Origin of the sequence: Streptomyces sp. AC1-42W (assembly GCF_003248355.1) — a bacterium.
In the GTDB taxonomy this organism is placed as follows: Bacteria; Actinomycetota; Actinomycetes; order Streptomycetales; family Streptomycetaceae; genus Streptomyces.
Genome location: NZ_QKWY01000001.1, coordinates 386,690 through 407,855, shown reverse-complemented (window position 1 = coordinate 407,855; position 21,166 = coordinate 386,690). Strand labels below are relative to the sequence as shown.

Genomic DNA, 21,166 nt, shown 5'->3' with positions numbered 1-21,166 from the left:
CCTATACCTGACCAGAGGCCGTACGCACGCGGGAATACCGCGATTTCGATCCCACGGCCCACCATTCGGCGGTAGGAAGGGCATGCGCCCCGGTACGCACGCGCATACTTCCCGTCACGCATGGTTACGCACGGGGGACTGCCCGTCGCGTCCGGAGGCATGGAGCAGCCAGGGAGCAGAGCAGGGTCCGCCCCGTCGTCGAGTACGCGGTCGAGAGCACGCGTCGCTATATGCAGCATGCAGAGGAGTACCCCGGTGAGTCAGCCGGAGATGCAGCCCGAAGTGCCGCCCCGCAAGTCCGGCACGCCCGGTCAGGCGGGCGCGGCCGCTCCTTCCGGCACGGGCTCCGGCGCCGGGAGCCGCGCGGGGCGGGGCCGTGACCTGACCGGGGAGCCGTTCCCGCTGGGCGACTGGGGCGAACCGTCCCAGCGGCTGGACGAGCTCTACCGCTGGCTGGAGGCGGACGCCCTGCGCACCGCCGACTGGTATCTGAACGACCGGCTGTGGAAGCGGCGGGCCGCCAGGGCGCTGCGGCTGGGCACCGCGGCCGGGGTGGTCGCGGGCGCCGCCCTGCCGCTGCTCGACCTGACGGGAGCGCTGGAGGGCGCGGCGGGCTGGGGCTACCTGTCGCTGCTGCTCGGCGCCGCCTGCATGGCGTGCGACCGGTACTTCGGACTGACCTCGGGCTGGATAAGGAATCTGGCGACGGCGCAGGCCGTGCAGCGCAGGCTCCAGGTGCTGCGGTTCGACTGGTCCTCGGAGTGCGTACGAGAGGTGCTGGGGCCGACCGAGGGGACGGCGAGCGAGGCGACCGAGCGCTGTCTGGGCGTGCTGCGCCGCTTCTCCGAGGACATCACGGAGCTGGTCCGGTCGGAGACGGCCGACTGGATGGTGGAGTTCCGGGCCGGTCCCGCGCCGCTGGGGATGCAGGCCCTGGTCTCCGGCGGCTCGGGGAACGGGCGCCCCGAGCCGGGTACGACGCACCGCTTCCCGCTCCAGTCGATGGGCCGGCCGAACATGCCGCGGCAGCGGCCGCCGGAGTCCCCGCGCTGACCGGTGCGGGGCTCCGGGGCCGGGTCAGCTGAAGACGATCATCGAGCCCTGGGCGAGGCTGCGGGTGACCGCCGCGTGCAGGCCGAGCCAGACGTGGCGCTCGCGGGCGAACGGATCGTCGTCGTACGGGACGGAGTTCGCCGGTTCCTCCAGCTCGGTGGGGGCCGCGGGCGGCAGGGGCGCGGCCGGCGGGTTCGCCGGGTCGATGCCGAGGGCCGGGGCGACGAACTCCAGTTCCCGCAGCAGCCCGTGCGCCGAACCGAGCGGGCCGCCCGCCGCCAGCAGGTCGTCGGTGGAGACGGGGGCGGCGAAGTCGAGCGGGACGTACGCCCCCGCGTGGTCGAAGTGCCACACCAGGTGCGACTGCCGGGCCGTCTGCTCGAACATCTCCAGCAACTGCTCGTAGTCGCCGCCCAGCTCGTCGACCGGGGCGACGGCGAGGCCGCTGAGCTGGAGCAGATAGGCGCGGCGCAGCAGATGCAGCGCGTCGTAGTCGAAGCCGGCCACCGGGGCCACGTCCCCGGTCAGCCCCGGCATGTAGGCGTAGACGGGGACGGGCGGGAGTCCCGCCTCGCCCAGGGCCTTGTCGTAGAGGGCGATCTCTTCGGCGAACGGGTTGTCGGGGCTCTGGCACAGCACATCGACGAGGGGGACCAGCCACAGGTCACAGGCCACGAAGTCTCGCTCTCCATCGGGGGCGTGCGGTGGTCGGGACAGCGTAATGCGGCGGGCACCGCACGCACAGTGGTCGCCCGTGACCTGCGTCCCGAGCGGGGGCGGGGTTCAGCCACCGGCTCCGGGGCCCCCCGCGGCCGTGCCGGGTTCGGAGAGGCGGTCGGCCCAGTTCAGCGCATGGCTGTTGTAGTCGTCGATGGCCGTCCGCAGGGCGTCGCGGTCCCGGTGCGTGATCGCGGCGACCAGGTCGGTGTGGCCGTTCCACAGCCAGTTCCGCAGGTCGGCGTCGCCCCGCAGGTACGGCACGGCGAACACCCAGGCCTGGACGCGCAGCCGTTGCAGGAAGTCGCTGATGTACCCGTTGCCGATGAGCCCGCCCAGTTCCCGCCAGAAGCGCAGGTCGTAGCCGATCAGGATGTCCAGGTCACCGCCGCGCGCGGCGCGGGCGGCCTCCTCGGCCCGGCGCCGTACGGAGACGAGCGCGTCCCGGTAGTCGCCGCGCCGCTCCGGGACGGGGTCGTGGAAGACGTCCCGGATGACCCCGTCCATGACCAGGGCGCGGGCCTCCACCATCGCCCGGTAGTCCGCGATCGAGAACTGGTGCACCCGGAAGCCCCGGTGCTGGTCGGATTCGAGGAGTCCCTGCGCGGACAGGTCGAACAGCGCCTCGCGGACGGGCGTCGCGGAGACCCCGTACTGCTCGGCGATCTGCTTGACGGTGAACTCCCGCCCCGGCAGCAGACGCCCTGCGAGCACCTCGTCGCGCAGCGCGTCCGCGATCTGCTGCCGCAGGGTGCTGCGGGTGACGGCTCCGCTCGCGCACATGGCGCCCCTCCCCCATTCGGTACCGGGTCACCTTAGACCGGGGCCGTACCGGACCGGAGCCCCGGAGGGGCCCCGGCGGGCCGATCCACGCCGCTATTCTCGTCCCCGTCCGGCGTGTTGTCGTACGGGGGAGGCCGCACACCATGGAGAAGCTCGGGTCCACCGACCCACAGCGCATCGGGGCGTACCGCTTGCTGGGGCGCCTCGGCGCCGGGGGGATGGGCCAGGTGTACCTGGCCCGCTCCGACCGCGGCCGCACGGTCGCGCTCAAGCTCGTACGCGAGGAGCTGGCCGCCCAGCAGGAGTTCCGCGACCGGTTCCGCCAGGAGGTGGGCGCCGCCCGCCGAGTGGGCTCCCGGTGGACCGCGCCCGTGCTGGACGCGGACACCGAGGCCGATGTGCCGTGGGTCGCGACCGGATATGTCGCCGGGCCCTCCCTGCACACCACCGTCTCCGGCCGGTCCGGCGCCGCGTCCGGGCAGGCCCCCGGCACGTACGGGCCGCTGCCGGAGCGGTCCGTCCGCATTCTCGGCGCCGGGCTGGCGCACGCCCTCAAGGACATCCACACGGCGGGTCTCATCCACCGGGACCTGAAGCCCTCCAACATCCTCCTCACGATCGACGGTCCGCGCGTCATCGACTTCGGGATAGCCAGGGCCCTGGACACCGTCACGGACGGCGGCCTGACCCGGACCGGCGCACTGGTCGGCTCGCCCGGCTTCATGTCCCCGGAGCAGGTGCGGGGCGAGTGGGTGAGCGCGGCGAGCGACGTGTTCTGCCTGGGGTCGGTGCTGACGTACGCCCTGACCGGGCGGCTGCCCTTCGGCGCCGCGGCCAACGAGATGCACGCCCTGCTGTTCCGCATCGCGCAGGAGGACCCGGACCTGACCGGCGTCACCCCGGGCCTCGACGACCTCATACGGGGCTGTCTGCACAAGGACCCGCGGGCCAGACCGTCCACGGACGACCTGCTGGCGCTGCTGGCGGACGGCGACACCGGCACGGAGCCCTGGCTGCCGGGCGCGCTCATCGCCCAGCTCGGCCGCCACGCGGTGGAGCTGCTGGACTCGGAGGACCCGGAGGACGCGGTGCCGGCCGGGTTCGGGCCGGATGGCGGCGTACTCCTCGGCAAGTCGGCCCCGCCCGCCGTACCAGGCGCGTCCTCCGCCGAGCCCGCCACCGAGGTGCTCGACGCCCCGGCCGGGCCGGCCGTCCCGCCGCAGGCTCCCGCGCAGCCCGCGCCCGGCCCGGTCCACGCGCTCCCCGCCCCGGCCGGGCCCGCCACCCCGCCGAGCGGACCGCCGCCCGTCGCCGTGCCCGCGCCACCGCCCGGCTACGGCTACCCGCAGCAGCCGGTCCAGCCACAGCAGGCCCAGGGCTTCGGCCCCCCGCAGCAGCCCCAGCACGGCCAGGGTTACGGCCACCCGCAGCAGCCGAGTCCGGTCCACGGCTACCCCTACGGCTTCCCCCAGCAGCCCGGCCCCGGCTCCACACCGCCGTACGGCCCCGGCTACCCCACCGGCACCCAGCATCCGGCCCCCGCCCCGGAGCCGGGCCGCAGGCGCAGCGGCTCGACCATCGCGCTGATCGTCGTCGCCGTACTGGTCGCGATCGGGGCCGGCGGGTCCGTCTACGCGCTCATGAACGACAGGGGCGACGCGCCCGCGCCGAAGCCCACCCGCTCGACCGGCCCCACCCCGACCGAGACCGTGGAGGTCTCCCCCTCCCCCGACATCTCCACGAGCCCGTCGCCGGACGTCGATGCGGAGGGCGGCATCCCCGAGGGCTACCTGGGCTCCTGGTCCGGCAGCATCGACAACGCCACCGGGCACTCCACCCGTGAACTGGTCATCCGCCAGGGCGAGGTGGGCGAAACCGTGCTCACCCTGACCGCCGAGGGCCCGCTCGCCGGCGGTGGCACCTACCACTGCGTCTTCGAGGCGGCGCTGACGGAGGAGGCCGCCGAGGGCGAGTCGGTCGACATCGGCCCCTCCACCGTGACGGAGGGCGAGCCCGCGGCCTCCTGTTCTCCGGGCGCGCCGACCACGCTCACCCTGCTCCCGGACGGCCGGCTGAGCCGTGAGAACACGTCCAGCGGCGAGAAGCTCACGTACACGAAGACCGGCTGACGGGCCGCCGGGCCGGGCGGGACGGCCGTCACCGGCCGTCCGCGCCCCCGTCCTCACTGGACCAGCGGCCGGACGGACATGAGCAGGTGCTGGTGGACGGTGTCCCCCGCTCCGTCCGCGGCGGCGGCCGCGTCCTCGTGGTCCGGGTGGCCGGTGAGCATGGCGCGCTGGCCCTGGCCCATCAGCTGGAACCGGACTGTCGGGGCGTCGAAGGAGGCCAGCGCGTCCATCAGGTAGGACGGGTTGAACGCGACGGTGATCTCGTCGGCGCCCAGAAGCGCGGCGGGCAGCCGCTGGGAGGCGACGTCGTCCTCGTAACCGGCCTGGAGCAGGACGGAGTCGGCGGTGAAGGCGAACTGGAGGGGGCTGTCGCCGTCCGCCACCACCGCGACCCGCTTCACGGCCTCGATCAGCGGTTCGAGCTCCGTCACCGCGCTGACCGGCCCGTTCAGCAGGAACAGCTTGTCGTGGCGCGGGAGCCGTCCGTCGAGCAGCCGGACCGTGGTGCGCATGCCCTCCCGCTCGAAGCCGGCCGAGCCGCCGTCCAGGGCGAGGCGGACCGTACCGGGGCGGGCTCCGACCGAGCGGGCGATCTCGCTGAGTCGGCGGGCCGAGACGACGACGTCCGCCGTGACGCCGTGCGAGGCGGGACGCCAGTCGAGCGTTCGGACGGCGAAGCGGTAGCGGTCCGTGGCCGCCAGGGTCATCCGCTCGCCGTCGAGGCCCAGGCGGATGCCGGTGAGCGTGGGGAGGGTGTCGTCCCGGCCGGCGGCCACCGACACATCGGCGACGGCCGCCGCGAACTCCTGCCCGTCCACCTCGCCGAGGATTTCTGGCAGCGGCGGCAGCGCGGGGTAGTCGTCCAGCGGGAGGACCGACAGGCCGAAGCCGGCGTCCCCGCCCTTCACCGTGAACCGCGAGCCCTCGACGGCGCACTCCACCGGCCCCTCGGGCAGCACCTTGCACACGTCCAGCAGCCGGCGGCCCATGACCAGGACCTTTCCCGGCCGGCCGGTCCGGGCGCCGACCTCGATGCGGGCGGACGCCTCGTAGTCCAGGCCGGAGATGGTCAGCCTGTCGTCCGCCGCCTCCAGCAACAGGCCGCCGAGGACGGGCACGGGCGACCTGGTGGGCAGCACGCGGGCGGCCCAGGCCACGGCGTTCGTCAGTTCGCCGCGTTCGATCCTGAATTCCATCGTGGTGACCTCTCCTCGTGCGCCGACCGCCTGTGCCGCTGACGATTCCGACGCTAGAGGCCACCACTGACATTGATGCTGATACTCAGGTCCCGGTGGTCGTGGCTCGACCACTGACTGACGCCCTGCTGGGCTGTCTTCGTGTTGTTCTGTCCGGCTGCCGGGACCCGTTCTCATGGCTCCGGCCGGGCGGAACATGACCTGATAGGAGCTTGGTCAGAAGCCCCCTCAATGTCCTGTCTGCGCCACCCGGCCGGCGCCTACCTTCGGCTGGAAGGCAGCATCAGCATGACATCAGCGGTCGCGGACGACACCACGGACAAGGTCGTGTTCGGCGGGGTCGATTCCCACGCCGACACCGTTCACGTCGCGGTCATCAGCGACAACGGCGGTCACCTCGCGGACGCCGAGTTCGCCACCACCGCCGCCGGATACGCCGCGGCCCTGGCCTTCCTCGGCGCCCACGGCCACGTGAACGCGATCGGAGTGGAAGGCACCGCCTCCTACGGGGCCGGCTTCACCCGCGCCGCCCGCTCGGCGGGCCTTGACGTCGTCGAGGTCAACCGGCCCGACCGGGCAGAACGCCGCCGCATCGGCAAGTCCGACCCCATCGACGCCTACGCCGCCGCCCGCGCCGCCCTGTCCGGACGGGCCTCCAGCGCGCCGAAGGACGACACCGTCACCGGCATACGCGCCCTGCACAACGCCGCCCGCTCAGCCGTCAAGGCACGCACCGCCGCTCTCAACCAGATCACCCACATCCTCGTCACCGCACCCGAAAGCATCCGCGCCAGGTTCGGGCAGCTCAAGGGCGCCGACCGGACCGACGCCCTGGCCCGGCTGCGACCGGCCGGGGACGCGGTCCACGTCGCGGTCCTCACCGCGCTGAAGAGCCTCGCCCGACGCGTCAAGGAACTCACCGCCGAACACCATGCCCTGACCCGGGCCCTCGACAGTGAGGTCACCGCCCACAACCCCGGGCTGCGGGCCGCCTACGGCGTCGGCCCCGACACCGCCGCCCAGCTGCTGGTCACAGCCGGAGGCAATCCCGAACGCCTGCGGACCGAAGCGTCCTTCGCCGCCCTCTGCGGAGCCGCACCCGTCCCCGCCTCCAGCGGCCGCACGAACCGGCACCGCCTCTCACGAGGCGGCGACCGGGCAGCCAACGCCGCCCTCTACCGCATCGCCCTGGTCCGCATGTCCAGTGACCCCCGCACCCGCGACTACGTGGCACGACAGACGGCCGCCGGCCGGACCAAGAAAGAGGGCTCTCCTGTCGCTTCCGTGGGTCGCTGACCTGGGGGTATGCGCAGAACACGCCGCACCCGGAGTACGTTTCGACTGCTGAAGGTACGAAACGGAAGAACCAGGTACGGCGTGCGGAACACGAGGATATGGGCCAGGCTGCTCGATGTCGAAAAGACGGTGATCGAGCAGGTCGAGGCCGAGGAGGCCGACAGCGGCGACGATCTGGTGATCGTCGCTCATGCCCGTCCGGCTCGGGGACGGCGGCAGCGGTGCGGGGTGTGCGGCCGCAAGGCGGCGAAGTACGACGCCGGAGAGGGACGCCGTCGCTGGCGGGCCCTGGACGTCGGGGTACTCAAGGCGTTCATCGAGGCCGACGCGCCGCGGGTGTCCTGCCCCGAGCACGGGGTGACCGTGGCGGCGGTGCCCTGGGCCCGGCACCGGGCCGGCCACACCTACGCCTTCGACGCGCAGGCCGCCTGGCTGGCCACCTGCTGCTCGAAGACGGCCGTCACCCGGCTGATGCGGATCGGATGGCGCACGGTCGGCGCCGTGGTCGCCCGGGTCTGGTCGGATGCCGAGGCGCAGGCCGACCGGCTGGCCGGACTGCGGCGGATCGGGATCGACGAGATCAGCTACAAGAAGCGGCACAAGTACCTGACTGTCGTCGTGGACCATGATTCGGGCCGTCTGCTGTGGGCCGAACCCGGGCGGGACAGGGCCACCTTGAACAAGTTCTTCGACCTCCTCGGCCCTGAACGCTCCGCGGGGATCACGCATGTGTCGGCCGACGCGGCGGACTGGGTCACCGGCCCGGTTGCCGCACACTGCCCCGACGCTGTGCGCGTGATGGACCCCTTCCACACGGTGAAGTGGGCGACCGACGCCCTGGACGTCGTGCGCCGTGAGGTCTGGAACGCCGAGCGCAAGGGCAAGGGCCGGGCCACGCCGGGATCGAAGTCGCTGAAGAAGGCCCGCTTCGCGCTGTGGAAGAACCCCGAAGATCTCACGCAGTACCAGCGTTCCCAGCTGGAGTTCGTCGCCAAGGCCCATCCCGTCCTCCACCGCGCCTACCTCCTGAAGGAGGGACTCCGTCTCGCCCTGAAGTCCGGCACCGACACCCCCGAGGCTCTGTGGGACTGGGTGCTGTGGGCCCGCCGCTGCCGCATCGACGCCTTCGTCGACCTGCAACGCTCCATCGTCCGGCACTGGGACGCGATCACCGCAGCGGCCGAGCACGGCCTGTCCAACGGACTCGTCGAATCGATGAACACCAAGATCCGGCTCATCACCCGCATCGCCTTCGGCTTCAAGAACCCCACCGCCCTCATCGCCCTCGCCATGCTCAGCCTCGGCGGACACCGACCCCACCTACCAGGACGTCAACCCGCGAACCGATGACCCACGGATCCGACAGGAGAGCCAGAAAGAGATCATCCGGCTCCTGAAACGGGCCATCGTCCGGGAGATGTTCCGCTGCCTGACCACCACGGTCACCGTCCCAGGCATCGCCGACCTGCGGCCTCTTCGGCAGTCGAAGAACATCACCCTCACCGCAGCGGCCCGCCACTTCGGAGTCTGGCCCGCCACGATCTCCACCCTCGAACGCGGAATCCGCCGAGACGACGACCTCGCCAACACCTACCGCGACTGGCTCACCGCCGCTTGACAGCCAATAGGAGCATCAACGCGGTGGGGGATGCCCCCGGCCACGAGGCCGGGGGCATCCCCCACACGAGTGAATTCGTCGGTCAGCAGCTCAGGTTGGAGCCGGGCGTGGTGCCGAGGATCTGCACGAACGCCTGGTACTTGGTGATGCGGCTCTGGACCTGGGCGGGGTTGCCGCCGTTGCACTCCAGCGAGCCGTTGATGGAGCGGATCGTCTCACCGAAACCGGCGCCGTTCACCATGGCGTTGTGCGCGGTCATGGTGCCGGGGCCGTTCTGGGTGTTCCAGTACCAGAGGCCGGTCTTCCAGGCCACGGCGGAGTTCTGCTCGACCAGGTAGGGGTTGCCCAGCAGGTCGATGCCGAGCGCGTCGCCCGCGGCCTTGTAGTTGAAGTTCCAGCTGAGCTGGATCGGACCGCGGCCGTAGTACGCGGCCTGGCCGGCCGGGCAGCCGTAGGGCTGGCTGCTGTCGCAGTAGTGCGGGTAGTTGGCGGTGTTCTGCTCCTTGACGTACACCAGCCCGCCGGTCTCGTGGCTGACGTTGGCGAGGAAGGCCGCGGCCTCCTGCTTCTTGACGGTGTCGCTGCCGGTCTTGGCGAAGCCCGGGTAGGCGCCCAAGGCGTCGACCAGCCCGCTGTACGTGTAGAAGGAACTGCGGCTGGGGAACATCTGGTTGAACTGCGCCTCGGTGACCACGAAGTCGGAAGGCGTGCCCGGGTCACCCGGGTCCGTGCCGCCGTCGTTCCCGCCGCACACGCCCTTGTCGGACCACACGTCGGAGTTGCCGGGCTTCTCGTTCTGCGTCCACCACTTGGCGGTCCAGTTGTGCCCGTTGTACGAGGCGGTGCCGCCGCCGGTGTACACGGAGTTGGCGCTCCAGGGGGCAGCGCAGTCGGCGGCCGATGCCGTGGTGGCGGGGAGTACGACGAGTCCCGCGACCACCGCGCCCAGCGCGGCGAGCAGGCCCATGATGCGTCGGTACATCTGCACACTCCTTCGTCGCGGCGCACGGATCGTCGCGGTGCGCCGCTGTGGGGGGTTGCGGTCACTCAAGCGTGATTGGTCTGGACCTGTCAAGGTCTAGACCAGCAAATTGACCCCAAGGAGCGGAAAACCCCGGAACCTGTCCGCGATGCGGGACCGCGGCCGTTCCGGGGTTTGAGAAAGCGTCAGCAGGTGAGGCCGGAGCCCGGGGCGACGCCGATGACATCCGTGATGTGTTCGTACTTGGCGACCCGCGCCTGCACCGAGCCGGGGTTGCCGCCGTCGCACTCCAGCGCGCCGTTGAGCGAGCGGATCGTCTCACCGAAGCCCGCGCCGCCCACCATGGCCTCGTGGGACGTCATGGTGCCGGGGCCGTTCTGGGTGTTCCAGTACCAGAGCGCCGTCTGCCAGGCGACCGACGGGTCGCGCTCCACCATCCACGGGTCGTTGAGCAGGTCGAGGCCGAGTGCGTCGCCCGCGGCCTTGTAGTTGAAGTTCCAGCTGAACATGATCGGGCCGCGCCCGTAGTACGCGGACTGGCCCGCCGGGCAGCCGAACGGCTGGCTGTAGTCGCACTTGATCCAGTAGTTGTCCTCGTTGATCTCCTTCACGTACTGCAGCCCGACCGACTCGAAGTCGGCGTGCGTCAGGAAGGCCGCCGCCTCGCGGCTCCTGGTCTGCTCGGTCCCGGTGTTCGCGAAGCGCGGGTACGCGTGCAGCGCGTCGATCAGGCCCTGGTAGGTGTAGAAGGAGTGGCGCTTGGGGAAGATCTCGTCGAACTCCTCCTCACTGATGACGAAGTCGGACACTCCCCCCGTACACGCGCCGTCGTCCGCCCAGACGCTCGTGGCGCCAGGATTCTCGTTCTGCGTCCACCACTTCGCCGTCCAGTTCCGGCCATGGTGCGAGACGGTGCCGCCCGCCTTGTAGGCCGTCGAGGACTTCCACAGCGGTGCGCACGCCTCGGACGCGACGGTGTCCGGGGCGGCCGGCGCGGCGGTGGCGGCGCCGGGCAGAAAGGCCGCGGTCGCGACGACCGCGCTCAGTACGGTCAGGATGCTCTTGATGCGGTTCAGAGCTGCTCACTCCTTCGACGAGGACGGGCATGGCTCGCCGCACACCTCGGCGGGCGGGCCGTACGGGCACCCTGCACCCAACCGTCGCTGGTCTGGACCTGTCAAGGTCTAGACCAGCCTGCTCCTTCGGCCCGCACACACCGGGCGGCGGGTCCCGATACGCCGGAGGGCCGGGGCTCAACCGCCGCCCCGGCCCTCCGCACATTCCCGCGACTACAGGAAGGAGTTGATCTCGATCGTCTCGGTACGGCCGGGGCCGACGCCGATGGCGGAGATCGGGGCGCCGGACATCTCCTCCAGCGCCTTCACGTACGCCTGGGCGTTCTTCGGCAGGTCGCCGAAGGTCTTCGCCTTGGTGATGTCCTCCGACCAGCCCGGCAGCATCTCGTAGACGGGCTTGGCGTGGTGGAAGTCGGTCTGGCTGTACGGAAGCTCCTCGACGCGCTTGCCGTCGATCTCGTACGCCACGCACACCGGGATCTGCTCCCAGCCGGTCAGCACGTCCAGCTTGGTGAGGAAGAAGTCGGTGAGGCCGTTGACCCGCGTCGCGTACCGCGCGATGACCGCGTCGAACCAGCCGCAGCGGCGGTCACGGCCGGTGGTGACACCGCGCTCGCCGCCGATCCGGCGCAGCGCCTCGCCGTCCTCGTCGTGCAGCTCCGTCGGGAACGGACCGGCGCCGACGCGGGTGGTGTACGCCTTGAGGATGCCGATGACGCGCGTGATCTTGGTCGGGCCCACACCGGCCCCGGTGCAGGCGCCGCCCGCGGTGGGGTTCGACGAGGTGACGAACGGGTACGTGCCGTGGTCGACGTCGAGCAGCGTGCCCTGGCCGCCCTCGAACAGGACGACCTTGCCCTCGTCGATGGCGTTGTTCAGGATGAGCGTCGTGTCGGCGACGTACGGCTTGATCTGCTCCGCGTACTGGAGCATGTCCTCGACGACCTTGCCGGCCTCGATGGCGCGCCGGTTGAAGACCTTGGCCAGAAGCTGGTTCTTCTGCTCCAGCGCCGCCTCGACCTTCTGCTCCAGGATCGACTCGTCGTAGAGGTCCTGGACGCGGATGCCGACCCGGTTGATCTTGTCGGCGTACGTCGGGCCGATACCGCGCCCGGTGGTGCCGATCTTGCGCTTGCCGAGGAACCGTTCCGTCACCTTGTCGACGGTGACGTTGTACGGGGTGATCAAATGAGCGTTACCGCTGATCAGCAGCTTCGACGTGTCCACGCCGCGGTCGTTCAGCCCACTCAGCTCGGAGAGCAGGACCGCCGGGTCGACGACGACACCGTTGCCGATGACGGGGGTACATCCCGGTGACAGGATGCCGGAGGGGAGGAGATGCAGTGCGTACTTCTGATCGCCGACGACCACCGTGTGGCCGGCGTTGTTGCCGCCCTGGTAGCGCACCACATAGTCCACGGAGCCACCGAGGAGGTCGGTGGCCTTTCCCTTGCCCTCGTCACCCCACTGAGCACCGAGCAGCACAAGTGCGGGCACAGGCGTACACCCCTTCCGGGCGGGGCATGTCCAAGGTCAGGGGGCGTACGAGAACGCCGTACATGCCGTACGTCGTTGTACGGCACAGTCCGAACCGTCGAACCGGTTGCCCCGGTATAGACGAAACCCCTGGCGCAATAGCGCAAGGGGCTCTTGCACCAAGATGCTACCCGAGGAAGGTCCGAGGTGTCGGCTGCCCAGCCCCCCGGTAACGGCGCGCCCCATCTGCTGGTGGTGGTCGATCCGGTCGCCCGCCGGACGGACGGCGAGTCCGTACGCATCGCGAAGGACGTGCTGAGCGCGGGCTCGCACGCGAAGATCTGTCTCCCGGACAGCCCCGGCGAATTCGCCCGCGCGCTGGCCCGCCGGGGTGGCCGGCGGCCGGTGGTGATCGGCGACGACCGGGCGCTGCGGCGCGCGGTGTCCCTGCTGCACCGGGAGCGGGAGCCCGCCATGAGCGCGCTCTCGCTGGTGCCGGTGGGCGCGTCGGACACGCTGGAGCTCGCCCACTCGCTGGGGGTGCCGAACGGTGCCGTGGCGGCGGCGCGCACGGCCCTGGACGGGGCGGTGCGCCGGCTGGACCTGCTCGTGGACGACAGCGACGGCGTGGTTCTGGGGGCGCTGCGCATCCCGGCGCTGAACGGCGCGCCGGGGACGGGCGCCGACCGCTCGGGCATGACCGCCGTCTGGGACACCTGCCGCTCCCTGGTTCGCACGCTGGTGCGTCCCGCTCCCCCGGAGCCGACCGGCGGGGCGGCGACGCACCGGCTGCGGGTGGAGGCGGACGGCGTCGTGCTGAACGACCTGGACCGTCCGGTCGCCTCGGTGACGGTGACTTCCGGGTGCGGTGACGGGGGTGTGGCCGCCGTGACGATCGACGCGCCGGACACCGCTCCGGTGACCGCGGAGGCGAAGGCCGTGACGGTGTCGGGGGCGGATTTCCGCTACCGGGCGGACATACAGGTGGCGGGGCCGGTGCGGACGCGGACGTGGACGGTACGGGCGGGGGCCTGGGGGCTGGTGCTTCCGGTGAAGTAACGGGCGCTCCGGGGGCGGGGGCCCTCGTCAGGCGCCCTCGCCCATGGTGCCCGTCGGCAGGTCGAGGGTCTTGCGGTGCTCGTGCCAGCGGCCCATCAGCCCCTCCAGCTCCGCCTGGAGGAACTCGAAGAAGGCTGCCGTCTCGGCGATCCGGGCACCGGCCGGGGTGTGCTCGCCGAGCGTGCGCGCGCCTTCCTTGAGCGTGCGCTCCCAGCGGGTGAGCACCTGGTCGCGGCTGGCGAAGGTGGTGTACCAGATCTCGTTGTGCAGGCGGTAGCGGTCGCGGCGCGAGCCCGGTTCGCGTTCGCGGCCGACCATGCTGACCTGGGTCAGGTAGTTGATCGCGCCGGAGACGGCGGCCGGGCTGATCTGCAGGGCCAGGGCCAGCTCCGCCGACGTCATGGAGGCGTCGTCGTCCGCGAGCAGGGCGGCGAAGACGCGGGACGCCATGCGCTGCATCCCCGCCTCGGTCATCTCGGACGCGAAGCGCTCGACGAAGCGGGCGACCGCCTCCGCGTCGCGGTCCTCCGGCCTCCGGACCACGGCCTTCGGTGCGCTCGCCGCCGCGGATTCGCCGCTCATCCCGCTCCACTCCCTCTGTGGCCACTGTCTGTCACTCCTTCGAGTTTATACGCTTCCTTAACTTCATAAATTTGTGAAAGTAGCGTACGTTCAGAAGCATGACGAAGGCAATCTCCGTGGCCGGACTGTGCAAGTCGTTCGGCCGGACGCAGGCGCTGGACGGTCTCGACCTGTCCGTCGAGACCGGTGAGGTCCACGGCTTTCTCGGGCCGAACGGCTCGGGGAAGTCCACCACCATCCGGGTGCTGCTCGGGCTGCTGAGACCGGACTCCGGTGCGGCTCGGCTGCTCGGCCGCGACCCGTGGCACGACGCGGTGGAGCTGCACCGCCGCGTGGCCTACGTCCCCGGAGACGTCACGCTGTGGCGCAATCTCTCCGGCGGCGAGGTGATCGACCTGTACGGGCGGCTGCGCGGCGGCCTCGACGAGGCCCGGCGGGCGGCTCTCGTCGACCGGTTCGAGCTCGACCCGACCAAGAAGGGCCGGACGTACTCCAAGGGCAACCGGCAGAAGGTGGCCCTGGTCGCCGCCTTCGCCTCGGACGTCGATCTGCTCATCCTGGACGAGCCGACCAGCGGCCTGGACCCGCTGATGGAGGAGGTCTTCCAGAACTGCGTGGCGGAGGAGCGCGAGCGCGGGCGTACGGTCCTGCTCTCCAGCCACATCCTCAGCGAGGTGGAGTCCCTCTGCGACCGGGTCAGCATCATCCGGCAGGGCCGGACGGTGGAGACCGGCTCACTGGCGGACATGCGCCATCTGACGCGGACGAACATCAGCGCCGAGCTGATGCGCGACCCGGACGGCCTGGCCCGGCTCCCCGGCGTGCACGACCTGGACATACAGGGGCGGCGGGTCTCGCTCCAGGTCGATACGGACCGGCTGGACGCCGTCCTCAAGACCCTGTCCGCATCCGGTGTCCGCTCCCTGACCAGCACCCCGCCCACGCTGGAGGAGCTCTTCCTCCGCCACTACGCGACGGACGCCGCGCAGTCGACGGAGGTGGGGGCGCGATGACCGCCGTACCCCTGACCGCGGCGGCCGGTGCGCGCCGGCGGGCCGGTGCCGGGCAGCTCACGGGGACCTGGACCCTGCTGAGGCTCGCTCTGCGACGCGACCGCATCGTCATCCCCGTCTGGGTCCTCGTGCTCGGCGGGTCGTTCTCCTCCGTCGGATCGTCCATCTCCTCGCTCTACGGGACACCCGAGCAGCGGGCCGAACTCGCAGCTTCGATGAACGGCAACAGCTCCGTGCGGGCGATGTACGGGCCCGTCTTCGACGACTCCGTGGGCGGGCTGGTCAGCTGGCGCATGCTGGCCTTCGGCGCGGCTCTGGCCGCCGTGATGAGCCTGGTCGTCGTCGTGCGGCACACCCGCGAGGAGGAGGAGACCGGCCGTCAGGAAATGCTGTCCTCCGCGATGGTCGGGCGACGAGCCCCGCTCACCGCGGCGCTGCTCGCGGCCCTCGTCGCCAATGCCGCCCTGGCCCTGGTGATCGTGGGCGGGATGGCCGGCTCGGGTGCGGGGGGCGCGGGAGCGGTGGCGCTCGCTTCGGCCGTCGCCGGGGTGGGTGTGCTGTTCGCCTGCACCGCCGCGATCGCCGCGCAGTTCACGGAGAGCGCCCGCCTGGCGAAGGGGCTCACGGCAGCCGTGGTGGGGGCGGCGTTCGTCCTGAAGGCGGCGGGCGACTCGGCGGCGGACGACGGCTCCGCCGTCCTCACCCGGCTCTCCCCGCTCGGCTGGGCGGAGAATGTCCGGCCGTACGCGGACGAGCGGTGGTGGGTGCTGCTGCTGATCGCCGGCGCGGTGGTCGTGCAGGCGGCCCTGGCGTACGCGCTGGCCGGGCGCCGGGATGTCGGCATGAGTTTCCTGGCCGCGCGGCCGGGTCCGGCCCGAGGGCGGATGTCGACCGCCTCGGCTCTCGCGTTCCGGCTGCAGCGCGGCGCCCTCCTGGGGTGGACGGTGTCCTTCGCGGTGGTCGGCTTCGTCTTCGGCGGCCTGGCCGACGGGGCGGCGGACCTGGTCGGGGACAACGAGAAGGCCAGGGAGATCTTCGAGCGGATGGGCGGGCAGTCCGGCCTCACGGACGCGTTCCTGGCCTCGATGGTCTCCGTGCTCGGTATGACCGCGGCCCTGTACATCGCCGCGTCGGTGCTCCGGATGCACGGGGAGGAGACCGCCGGACGCGCGGAGCCGGTGCTCGCCGGTGCGACCGGACGGGTCGGCTGGGCGGCCGGGCATCTGCTCATCGCCTTCGGCGGGGCGGCCCTGATCATGGCGGTCGGCGGACTCGGCCTGGCGGCGGGGTACGGGCAGGCGCTGCCCGCGGTGCTCGGCGCCTCACTGGCGCAGCTGCCCGCGATCTGGCTGCTCGGCGGGGTCACGGCCCTGCTGTACGGGGCGATACCGAAGGCGGCGCCCGCGAGCTGGGGCCTGGTGGGGCTGTGTCTGGCGCTCGGCTGGATCGGGCCCGCCCTGGACCTGCCGCAGCAGGTGATGGACGTCTCGCCGTTCACGCATCTGCCGAAGCTGCCGGGGGCGGGGATGGAGTGGGGGCCGGTGGTGCTCCTCACCGTCCTGTCGGCGGCGCTGGTGGCCGGCGCGCTGGCGGCACTGCGCCGCCGCGACCTGCTGACCTGACGGGCCCGCCGGGCGGGCAGAGCGAGCAGAACAGACAAGGCAGGCAGAACGAGCGGGTGGGGCGGACGACGGTGGGGGCTGTCGTCCGCCCGTGGCCTCACACCTCGACCCGCAGCTCCTTCACGCCCCTGATGACGTACCCGGGATTCCACTCGGGTTCGGCGACCAGGCGGAGCCCGGGTGCCTTGCGCAGCAGCTCACCGAAGGAGGCGGCCAGCTCGACGCGGGCCAGCGGGGCGCCCAGACAGAAGTGGATGCCGGCACCGAAGGTGATGTGCGGGTTCTCCCGCCGGGCGAGGTCGAGCGTGTCCGGGTCCGTGAAGCGGGCCGGGTCGCGGTTGGCGGAGCCGAAGAGCAGCGCAACCTCGGAGCCCCGGGGAATGACCGTGCCGTCGATCTCGATGTCGTCCAGGACCCAGCGCTCGAACATCTGGAGGGGGGTGTCGTACCGCATCAGTTCTTCCAGCGCCGTGGGCAGCAGCCCGTGGTCGGCGCGCAGGGCGGCCAGCTGTTCGGGGTGGCGCAGCAGCGTCCACCAGCCGTTGACCGTGGTGTTGACCGTCGCTTCGTGCCCGGCGTTCAGAAGGAGGACACAGGTGGAGACCATCTCCTGCTCGGTCAGCCGCTCGCCCTCGTCGTGGGCGGCGACAAGGGCGGAGATGAGGTCGGGGCCGGGGTTGACCCGACGTTCGGCGATCAGCTCCCGCAGATACTCGGAGAATTCGACGGAGGCGCGGACGGCGGCGCGGGCGGTCTCCTCGGACGGGTTGAGCTCGAACATCCCGCAGATCGCGGCGGACCAGGGCCGCAGCGGTGCCCGGTCGGACTCCGGAATACCGAGCATCTCGGCGATCACGGCGACCGGCAGCGGTTCGGCGACGGCCGCGAGCAGATCGCCTCCGCCCTGCTCGACGAACGCGTCGACGAGTCCGGCGGCCAGCCGCTGGACGGTGGGGACGAGCTGTTCGACGGTGCGCGGGGTGAACGCCTTGGAGACCAGGCGGCGGATACGGGTGTGGTCCGGCGGTTCGAGGTCCAGCAGCCCCTGGCCGTTGAGGGTTTCGAAGGGCTCGTGCTCGGGGGGCGGGGGTGTCCTGCCGAACTCCTCGTGCGTGAACCGGTGGAGGTAGGTGCGCCCCAGCCGCCGGTCGCGCAGCAGGGCCGACACGTCGGCGTAGTGCGGGACGAGCCACTGGTCGGTGGGCTCGAAGTAGTGCGCCCGGCCGGTGGCCCGCAGCTCGGCGTAGGCGGGGTAGGGATCGGCGACGAACGCCGCTGACCAGGGGTCGAACGGTGCGGGGGAGGTGCTGGGCTGTTCCATGACCCGACGCTAACCGGCCACCCCGGACCGGGCCAGCCCTCGGAGTGCCGGGGGACGGCGAAGGTTCAGGAAGGGGTGACCAAGCGGGCTTCGTAGGCGAAGACGGCGGCCTGGGTGCGGTCGCGCAGGCCGAGTTTGACCAGGATGCGGCTCACATGGGTCTTGATCGTGGATTCGGCGACGACCAGGTGCCCGGCGATCTCCGCGTTCGACAGGCCCTGGGCGATGAGGACGAGCACTTCCGTCTCGCGCTCGGTCAGGTCGCCGACCCGGGCCAGGGCCGGGGGACGTGGGGCTGCGGCCAGCTTCGAGAACTCGGTGATCAGGCGCCGGGTGACGGTGGGGGCGAGCAGTGCCTCGCCGGCGGCGACCACGCGGACGCCGTCCGCGAGCCGGCGGGCCGAGGCGTCCTTGAGGAGGAAGCCGGAGGCGCCCGCGCGCAGGGCCTGGTAGACGTACTCGTCGAGGTCGAAGGTGGTGAGGACCAGGACCTTCGCGTCCTCGTCGGCGGCGACGATCTCGCGGGTCGCCTCGATGCCGTTGAGCTCCGGCATCCGGATGTCCATCAGGACCACGTCGGGGCGGAGCACGGCGGCCTGGGCGACGGCCTCGCGGCCGTTCACCGCCTCGCCGACGACCTCGATGCCCGGCATGGCGTTGAGCAGGACGGAGAAGCCCTCGCGGACCATCATCTGGTCGTCGACGATGAGGACCCGGATCGGCGCGGCGGGCGGCGGCGGTGTCGTCGTCATGCCCGCTCCCCCCAAGCCCGCTCCCCGAGAGCACCGGCCGGCCCGGTAGGCGTCCCCGTCCCGGTCGATGGCCCCGTCCCAGTCGGCGTACCGGCCCCGGTCGATGTCCCTGTGTCGGCCGGCTGGGCCGGGATGAAGGCGGTGACCTCGTAGCCGCCCTCCGGGGTGGCCTCGGCGGTCATCTCGCCGTTCAGCATGGTGACCCGTTCCCGCATCCCGGTGATCCCGTGGCCGGCGCCCGGTGACGGCTTCACCGGACCGGTCGGCGGCCCGTTGACGACGCGCAGCCCGAGGCCGCCGAGAACGTAGCCGATCTCCACCCGTGCGGTGGCGCCCGGCGCGTGGCGCAGGCTGTTGCTGAGTGCCTCCTGGATGATCCGGTAGGCCGACAGCTCGACGCCCTGCGGCAGTTCGCGGACCGCTCCGGTCACCGCCTTCTCGGTCGCCAGACCCGCCTCGCCCACGTTGGCGAGCAGCCGGTCGAGGTCGGCGAGGGTGGGCTGCGGGGCGTCCGGGGCCTCGTAGTCGTCGGCCCGGACGACGCCGAGCACCCGGCGCAGTTCGGTGAGCGCGGCCACGGCGTTCTCCCGGATCGTGACGAATGCCTGCTCCAGCTCCGGCGGCGGGTTCTCCACCCGGTACGGGGCGGCCTCGGCCTGGATGGCGACGACGGACATGTGGTGGGCGACCACGTCGTGGAGTTCGCGGGCGATCGTGGTGCGCTCCTCCAGCAGGGTGCGCCGGTCGCGCTCGACGGCGGTCACGGTGCGCTGCACGGTGACCTCGCGCTGCGCCTCCCGCCGGACCTGGACCAGGCTCACGAGAAGCAGGGCGAACGCCGAGGCCACCGCCATGCCCGCGGTGTTCGGTCCGCCGGTCCCGCGGGAAAGGGCGCTCTCGACGACGAGTCCCAGCAGCAGCGTGAGCGTCCACATCCAGGCGGCGGTACGCGGACGGGTCCTGGCCGCGACCACGAACAGCACCACCAGATGGGAGAAGAAGCCGCTCGGCCCCCACGGCTGGTCGCCGCCCACGACAGCGCCCACCGGCACCAGCGCCATCGATATCCAGAACGCCCCGACCGGCCTGATCAGCGTCATCGCCACACAGATGGCGGGGAGCAGCCCGGCCATCAGCACGCCGCCGTTCCCCGCGCTGGTGAATCCCGCCATGAACGTGATCAGCGCCGCGCCCAGGACCGCCGCGTGCGGGGCCCACGCCACCCGCGCGGCAAGGGCCTCCGGCAGCCGCCGGGTCAGCGGCCCGTCCGTGCGCATCGGTCCCATCGGCCGGTAGCCGAAGGCGTCCCGGAAGAGGTCCTGCCGCAGGCCCTCGATGGCCCCTGCGGCGTGCTGGAGTTCCGGGCTTCTGGTCTTGGTCTCGGTCACGCGTTCCACGGTAGGCGGGGCGTCCGGCCCGGTCGTCCGCACCGATACGGATATCCGGGCATCCGTCGCAAGTACTACACGCGGCCGACGGCGGGCACCGCCCGGCGAACCAGCCGGCCCCGGCCACCCACCCGGCCGCCGCCCCGGTCCCCCGCTACCAGGCGAGCTGGGCGATCTCCTCCGCGACCACCGCGCACGCGTCGGCGGCCGGATCGATGAGCGGGAAGTGGCCGACGTCCGGCAGCAGCGTCAGCCCCACCGTCTCGCCCTCCTTCGCCGCCGCGTCCACGAACGCCTCGGAGACGGCCGCCGGCACCGTCAGGTCCGTGGTGCCCTGGACGACGACGGTCGCGATGCCGGTGGGCAGCAGCCGGGCCGGGTCGGCGTACGCGCTCCGCTCGGCGAAGTCCGACTCGGCGCCGAGGAACTGCCCGATCGCCCCCGAGCACACGTCGAGCGCGACCGCCGTCGTGAAATCGGCGATCGGCGCGAGCGCCACGACCCCGCGCAGCGCGGGCGGCCTCGGCAGCCGCCACGGCGACCCCTCCGGCAGTACGTGCCGGGCGGCCGCCCACAGCGCCAGCTGCCCGCCCGCGGAGTGCCCGGTGACGACGATGCGGCGGGGGTCCGCCGCGGGCAGCTCCCGTGCCAGCAGCGCCGGCAGCGCGTCCATCGCGGCGGCCACGTCGTCGAAGGTCTCCGGCCAGCGGCCCGCGACCGGACCGGTCCCCCGCTGCTGCGGAAGCTCGCTGCCGCGCCGGTACTCGACACAGGCCACGGCGAACCCGCGCCGGGCCAGGAAGTCCGCGAACGGCGACACATGCGCCCGGTCGTACGGGGCCCGCCACGCGCCGCCGTGCAGCACCACCACGACGGGCGCGCCGGTGCGGCCCCCGCGCGGGCCGTAGAAGTCGATCACCTGGTCCGGGTGGCTGCCGTAGGCGGCGGACGCGTCGGGGGCGACGGCCGGATGGGAGAAGGCCGACTCGGTCTCGGCGGCGTCCCGCTCGCGCGCGGCAGAATCCGACATCCCGCTCCACTCTCCCTGTGCCCGGGTTCCTCCGGCCCAACTGGCCTGACCTGCGGGGACGGTACCAGTACGG

General features: G+C 72.1%; 19 protein-coding genes. 8 read left to right on the top strand and 11 right to left on the bottom strand.

The window, feature by feature from the left end:
• The first annotated feature begins 270 nt into the window (after positions 1–270).
• Entirely contained in the window at positions 271–1,053 is a 783-nt protein-coding gene (locus DNK56_RS01875) for an SLATT domain-containing protein (RefSeq protein WP_111329968.1), read from the top strand.
• Between the two features lie 24 nt (positions 1,054–1,077).
• On the opposite strand, the gene DNK56_RS01870 is transcribed toward DNK56_RS01875, so the two are convergent.
• Together DNK56_RS01870 and DNK56_RS01865 are read right to left on the bottom strand one after the other, a co-directional pair.
• Positions 1,078–1,728 (bottom strand): hypothetical protein, encoded by a 651-nt coding sequence (locus DNK56_RS01870; RefSeq protein WP_111329967.1) that lies wholly within the window; start codon positions 1,726–1,728, stop codon positions 1,078–1,080.
• Between the two features lie 108 nt (positions 1,729–1,836).
• Positions 1,837–2,553, bottom strand: a complete 717-nt coding sequence (locus DNK56_RS01865; protein ID WP_111329966.1) for a GntR family transcriptional regulator — start codon at positions 2,551–2,553, stop codon at positions 1,837–1,839.
• Positions 2,554–2,696: 143 nt separating this feature from the next.
• Between DNK56_RS01865 and DNK56_RS01860 the strand changes: the two genes are divergently transcribed.
• Entirely contained in the window at positions 2,697–4,682 is a 1,986-nt protein-coding gene (locus DNK56_RS01860; RefSeq protein WP_111329965.1) for a protein kinase domain-containing protein, read from the top strand.
• A 53-nt stretch (positions 4,683–4,735) separates the two neighbouring features.
• Here the strand turns inward: DNK56_RS01860 and dnaN are convergent, their stop codons facing one another.
• Positions 4,736–5,878, bottom strand: a complete 1,143-nt coding sequence (dnaN, locus tag DNK56_RS01855) for a DNA polymerase III subunit beta (RefSeq protein ID WP_111329964.1) — start codon at positions 5,876–5,878, stop codon at positions 4,736–4,738.
• Between the two features lie 231 nt (positions 5,879–6,109).
• On the opposite strand from dnaN, the gene DNK56_RS01850 reads away from it, so the two are divergent.
• The 3 genes from DNK56_RS01850 (at position 6,110) to DNK56_RS01840 (ending at position 8,792) form a co-directional block, all read left to right on the top strand.
• A complete protein-coding gene (locus tag DNK56_RS01850; RefSeq protein WP_111329963.1) occupies positions 6,110–7,174 on the top strand; it encodes an IS110 family transposase in 1,065 nt (354 codons plus the stop codon).
• Between the two features lie 81 nt (positions 7,175–7,255).
• On the top strand, positions 7,256–8,524 hold the full coding sequence (locus DNK56_RS01845; protein ID WP_111329909.1) for an ISL3 family transposase: 1,269 nt from the start codon (positions 7,256–7,258) through the stop codon (positions 8,522–8,524).
• A gap of 67 nt (positions 8,525–8,591) precedes the next feature.
• Complete coding sequence (locus DNK56_RS01840; RefSeq protein ID WP_111329962.1) at positions 8,592–8,792, top strand: helix-turn-helix domain-containing protein; 201 nt, start codon at positions 8,592–8,594, stop codon at positions 8,790–8,792.
• 82 nt (positions 8,793–8,874) lie between these two features.
• On the opposite strand, the gene DNK56_RS01835 is transcribed toward DNK56_RS01840, so the two are convergent.
• From DNK56_RS01835 to DNK56_RS01825, 3 genes are all read right to left on the bottom strand, one after another.
• The gene (locus tag DNK56_RS01835) at positions 8,875–9,774 is read right to left on the bottom strand and encodes a glycoside hydrolase family 19 protein (RefSeq protein WP_111329961.1); all 900 of its coding nucleotides are present in this window, start codon (positions 9,772–9,774) and stop codon (positions 8,875–8,877) included.
• A gap of 185 nt (positions 9,775–9,959) precedes the next feature.
• Positions 9,960–10,850, bottom strand: coding sequence for a glycoside hydrolase family 19 protein (locus DNK56_RS01830; protein WP_199563940.1), 891 nt, complete (start codon positions 10,848–10,850; stop codon positions 9,960–9,962).
• A 213-nt stretch (positions 10,851–11,063) separates the two neighbouring features.
• A complete protein-coding gene (locus DNK56_RS01825) occupies positions 11,064–12,347 on the bottom strand; it encodes an adenylosuccinate synthase (RefSeq protein ID WP_111329959.1) in 1,284 nt (427 codons plus the stop codon).
• 186 nt (positions 12,348–12,533) lie between these two features.
• Here DNK56_RS01825 and DNK56_RS01820 point away from each other — a divergent pair, with 186 nt between their 5' ends.
• Positions 12,534–13,385 (top strand): diacylglycerol kinase, encoded by an 852-nt coding sequence (locus DNK56_RS01820; protein WP_111329958.1) that lies wholly within the window; start codon positions 12,534–12,536, stop codon positions 13,383–13,385.
• Positions 13,386–13,412: 27 nt separating this feature from the next.
• On the opposite strand, the gene DNK56_RS01815 is transcribed toward DNK56_RS01820, so the two are convergent.
• A complete protein-coding gene (locus DNK56_RS01815) occupies positions 13,413–13,967 on the bottom strand; it encodes a GbsR/MarR family transcriptional regulator (RefSeq protein ID WP_111329957.1) in 555 nt (184 codons plus the stop codon).
• Between the two features lie 98 nt (positions 13,968–14,065).
• Here DNK56_RS01815 and DNK56_RS01810 point away from each other — a divergent pair, with 98 nt between their 5' ends.
• Both DNK56_RS01810 and DNK56_RS01805 read left to right on the top strand, forming a co-directional pair.
• Positions 14,066–14,980, top strand: coding sequence for an ABC transporter ATP-binding protein (locus tag DNK56_RS01810; protein WP_111329956.1), 915 nt, complete (start codon positions 14,066–14,068; stop codon positions 14,978–14,980).
• Positions 14,977–16,602 (top strand): ABC transporter permease, encoded by a 1,626-nt coding sequence (locus tag DNK56_RS01805; protein ID WP_111329955.1) that lies wholly within the window; start codon positions 14,977–14,979, stop codon positions 16,600–16,602. Before DNK56_RS01810 ends, DNK56_RS01805 begins: the two co-directional genes overlap by 4 nt.
• Before the next feature lie 97 nt (positions 16,603–16,699).
• Here DNK56_RS01805 and DNK56_RS01800 read toward each other — a convergent pair whose 3' ends face one another.
• From DNK56_RS01800 to DNK56_RS01785, 4 genes are all read right to left on the bottom strand, one after another.
• Entirely contained in the window at positions 16,700–17,923 is a 1,224-nt protein-coding gene (locus tag DNK56_RS01800; RefSeq protein WP_111329954.1) for a cytochrome P450, read from the bottom strand.
• A gap of 65 nt (positions 17,924–17,988) precedes the next feature.
• Entirely contained in the window at positions 17,989–18,675 is a 687-nt protein-coding gene (locus DNK56_RS01795; protein ID WP_111329953.1) for a response regulator, read from the bottom strand.
• The gene (locus DNK56_RS01790) at positions 18,672–20,063 is read right to left on the bottom strand and encodes a sensor histidine kinase (protein ID WP_199563913.1); all 1,392 of its coding nucleotides are present in this window, start codon (positions 20,061–20,063) and stop codon (positions 18,672–18,674) included. Before DNK56_RS01790 ends, DNK56_RS01795 begins: the two co-directional genes overlap by 4 nt.
• 154 nt (positions 20,064–20,217) lie before the next feature.
• Positions 20,218–21,093, bottom strand: coding sequence for an alpha/beta hydrolase family protein (locus DNK56_RS01785; RefSeq protein ID WP_111329952.1), 876 nt, complete (start codon positions 21,091–21,093; stop codon positions 20,218–20,220).
• Between the last annotated feature and the right edge of the window lie 73 nt (positions 21,094–21,166).

Bases quoted from the DNA above. Each gene is read 5' to 3' on its own strand.
- DNK56_RS01875 (WP_111329968.1), top strand. From the start codon at position 271: ATGCAGCCCGAAGTGCCGCCCCGCAAGTCCGGCACGCCCGGTCAGGCG.
- DNK56_RS01865 (WP_111329966.1), bottom strand. From the start codon at position 2,553: ATGTGCGCGAGCGGAGCCGTCACCCGCAGCACCCTGCGGCAGCAGATC.
- DNK56_RS01860 (WP_111329965.1), top strand. From the start codon at position 2,697: ATGGAGAAGCTCGGGTCCACCGACCCACAGCGCATCGGGGCGTACCGC.
- dnaN (WP_111329964.1), bottom strand. From the start codon at position 5,878: ATGGAATTCAGGATCGAACGCGGCGAACTGACGAACGCCGTGGCCTGG.
- DNK56_RS01850 (WP_111329963.1), top strand. From the start codon at position 6,110: ATGTCCTGTCTGCGCCACCCGGCCGGCGCCTACCTTCGGCTGGAAGGC.
- DNK56_RS01840 (WP_111329962.1), top strand. From the start codon at position 8,592: ATGTTCCGCTGCCTGACCACCACGGTCACCGTCCCAGGCATCGCCGAC.
- DNK56_RS01835 (WP_111329961.1), bottom strand. From the start codon at position 9,774: ATGTACCGACGCATCATGGGCCTGCTCGCCGCGCTGGGCGCGGTGGTC.
- DNK56_RS01815 (WP_111329957.1), bottom strand. From the start codon at position 13,967: ATGAGCGGCGAATCCGCGGCGGCGAGCGCACCGAAGGCCGTGGTCCGG.
- DNK56_RS01810 (WP_111329956.1), top strand. From the start codon at position 14,066: ATGACGAAGGCAATCTCCGTGGCCGGACTGTGCAAGTCGTTCGGCCGG.
- DNK56_RS01805 (WP_111329955.1), top strand. From the start codon at position 14,977: ATGACCGCCGTACCCCTGACCGCGGCGGCCGGTGCGCGCCGGCGGGCC.
- DNK56_RS01800 (WP_111329954.1), bottom strand. From the start codon at position 17,923: ATGGAACAGCCCAGCACCTCCCCCGCACCGTTCGACCCCTGGTCAGCG.
- DNK56_RS01795 (WP_111329953.1), bottom strand. From the start codon at position 18,675: ATGACGACGACACCGCCGCCGCCCGCCGCGCCGATCCGGGTCCTCATC.
- DNK56_RS01785 (WP_111329952.1), bottom strand. From the start codon at position 21,093: ATGTCGGATTCTGCCGCGCGCGAGCGGGACGCCGCCGAGACCGAGTCG.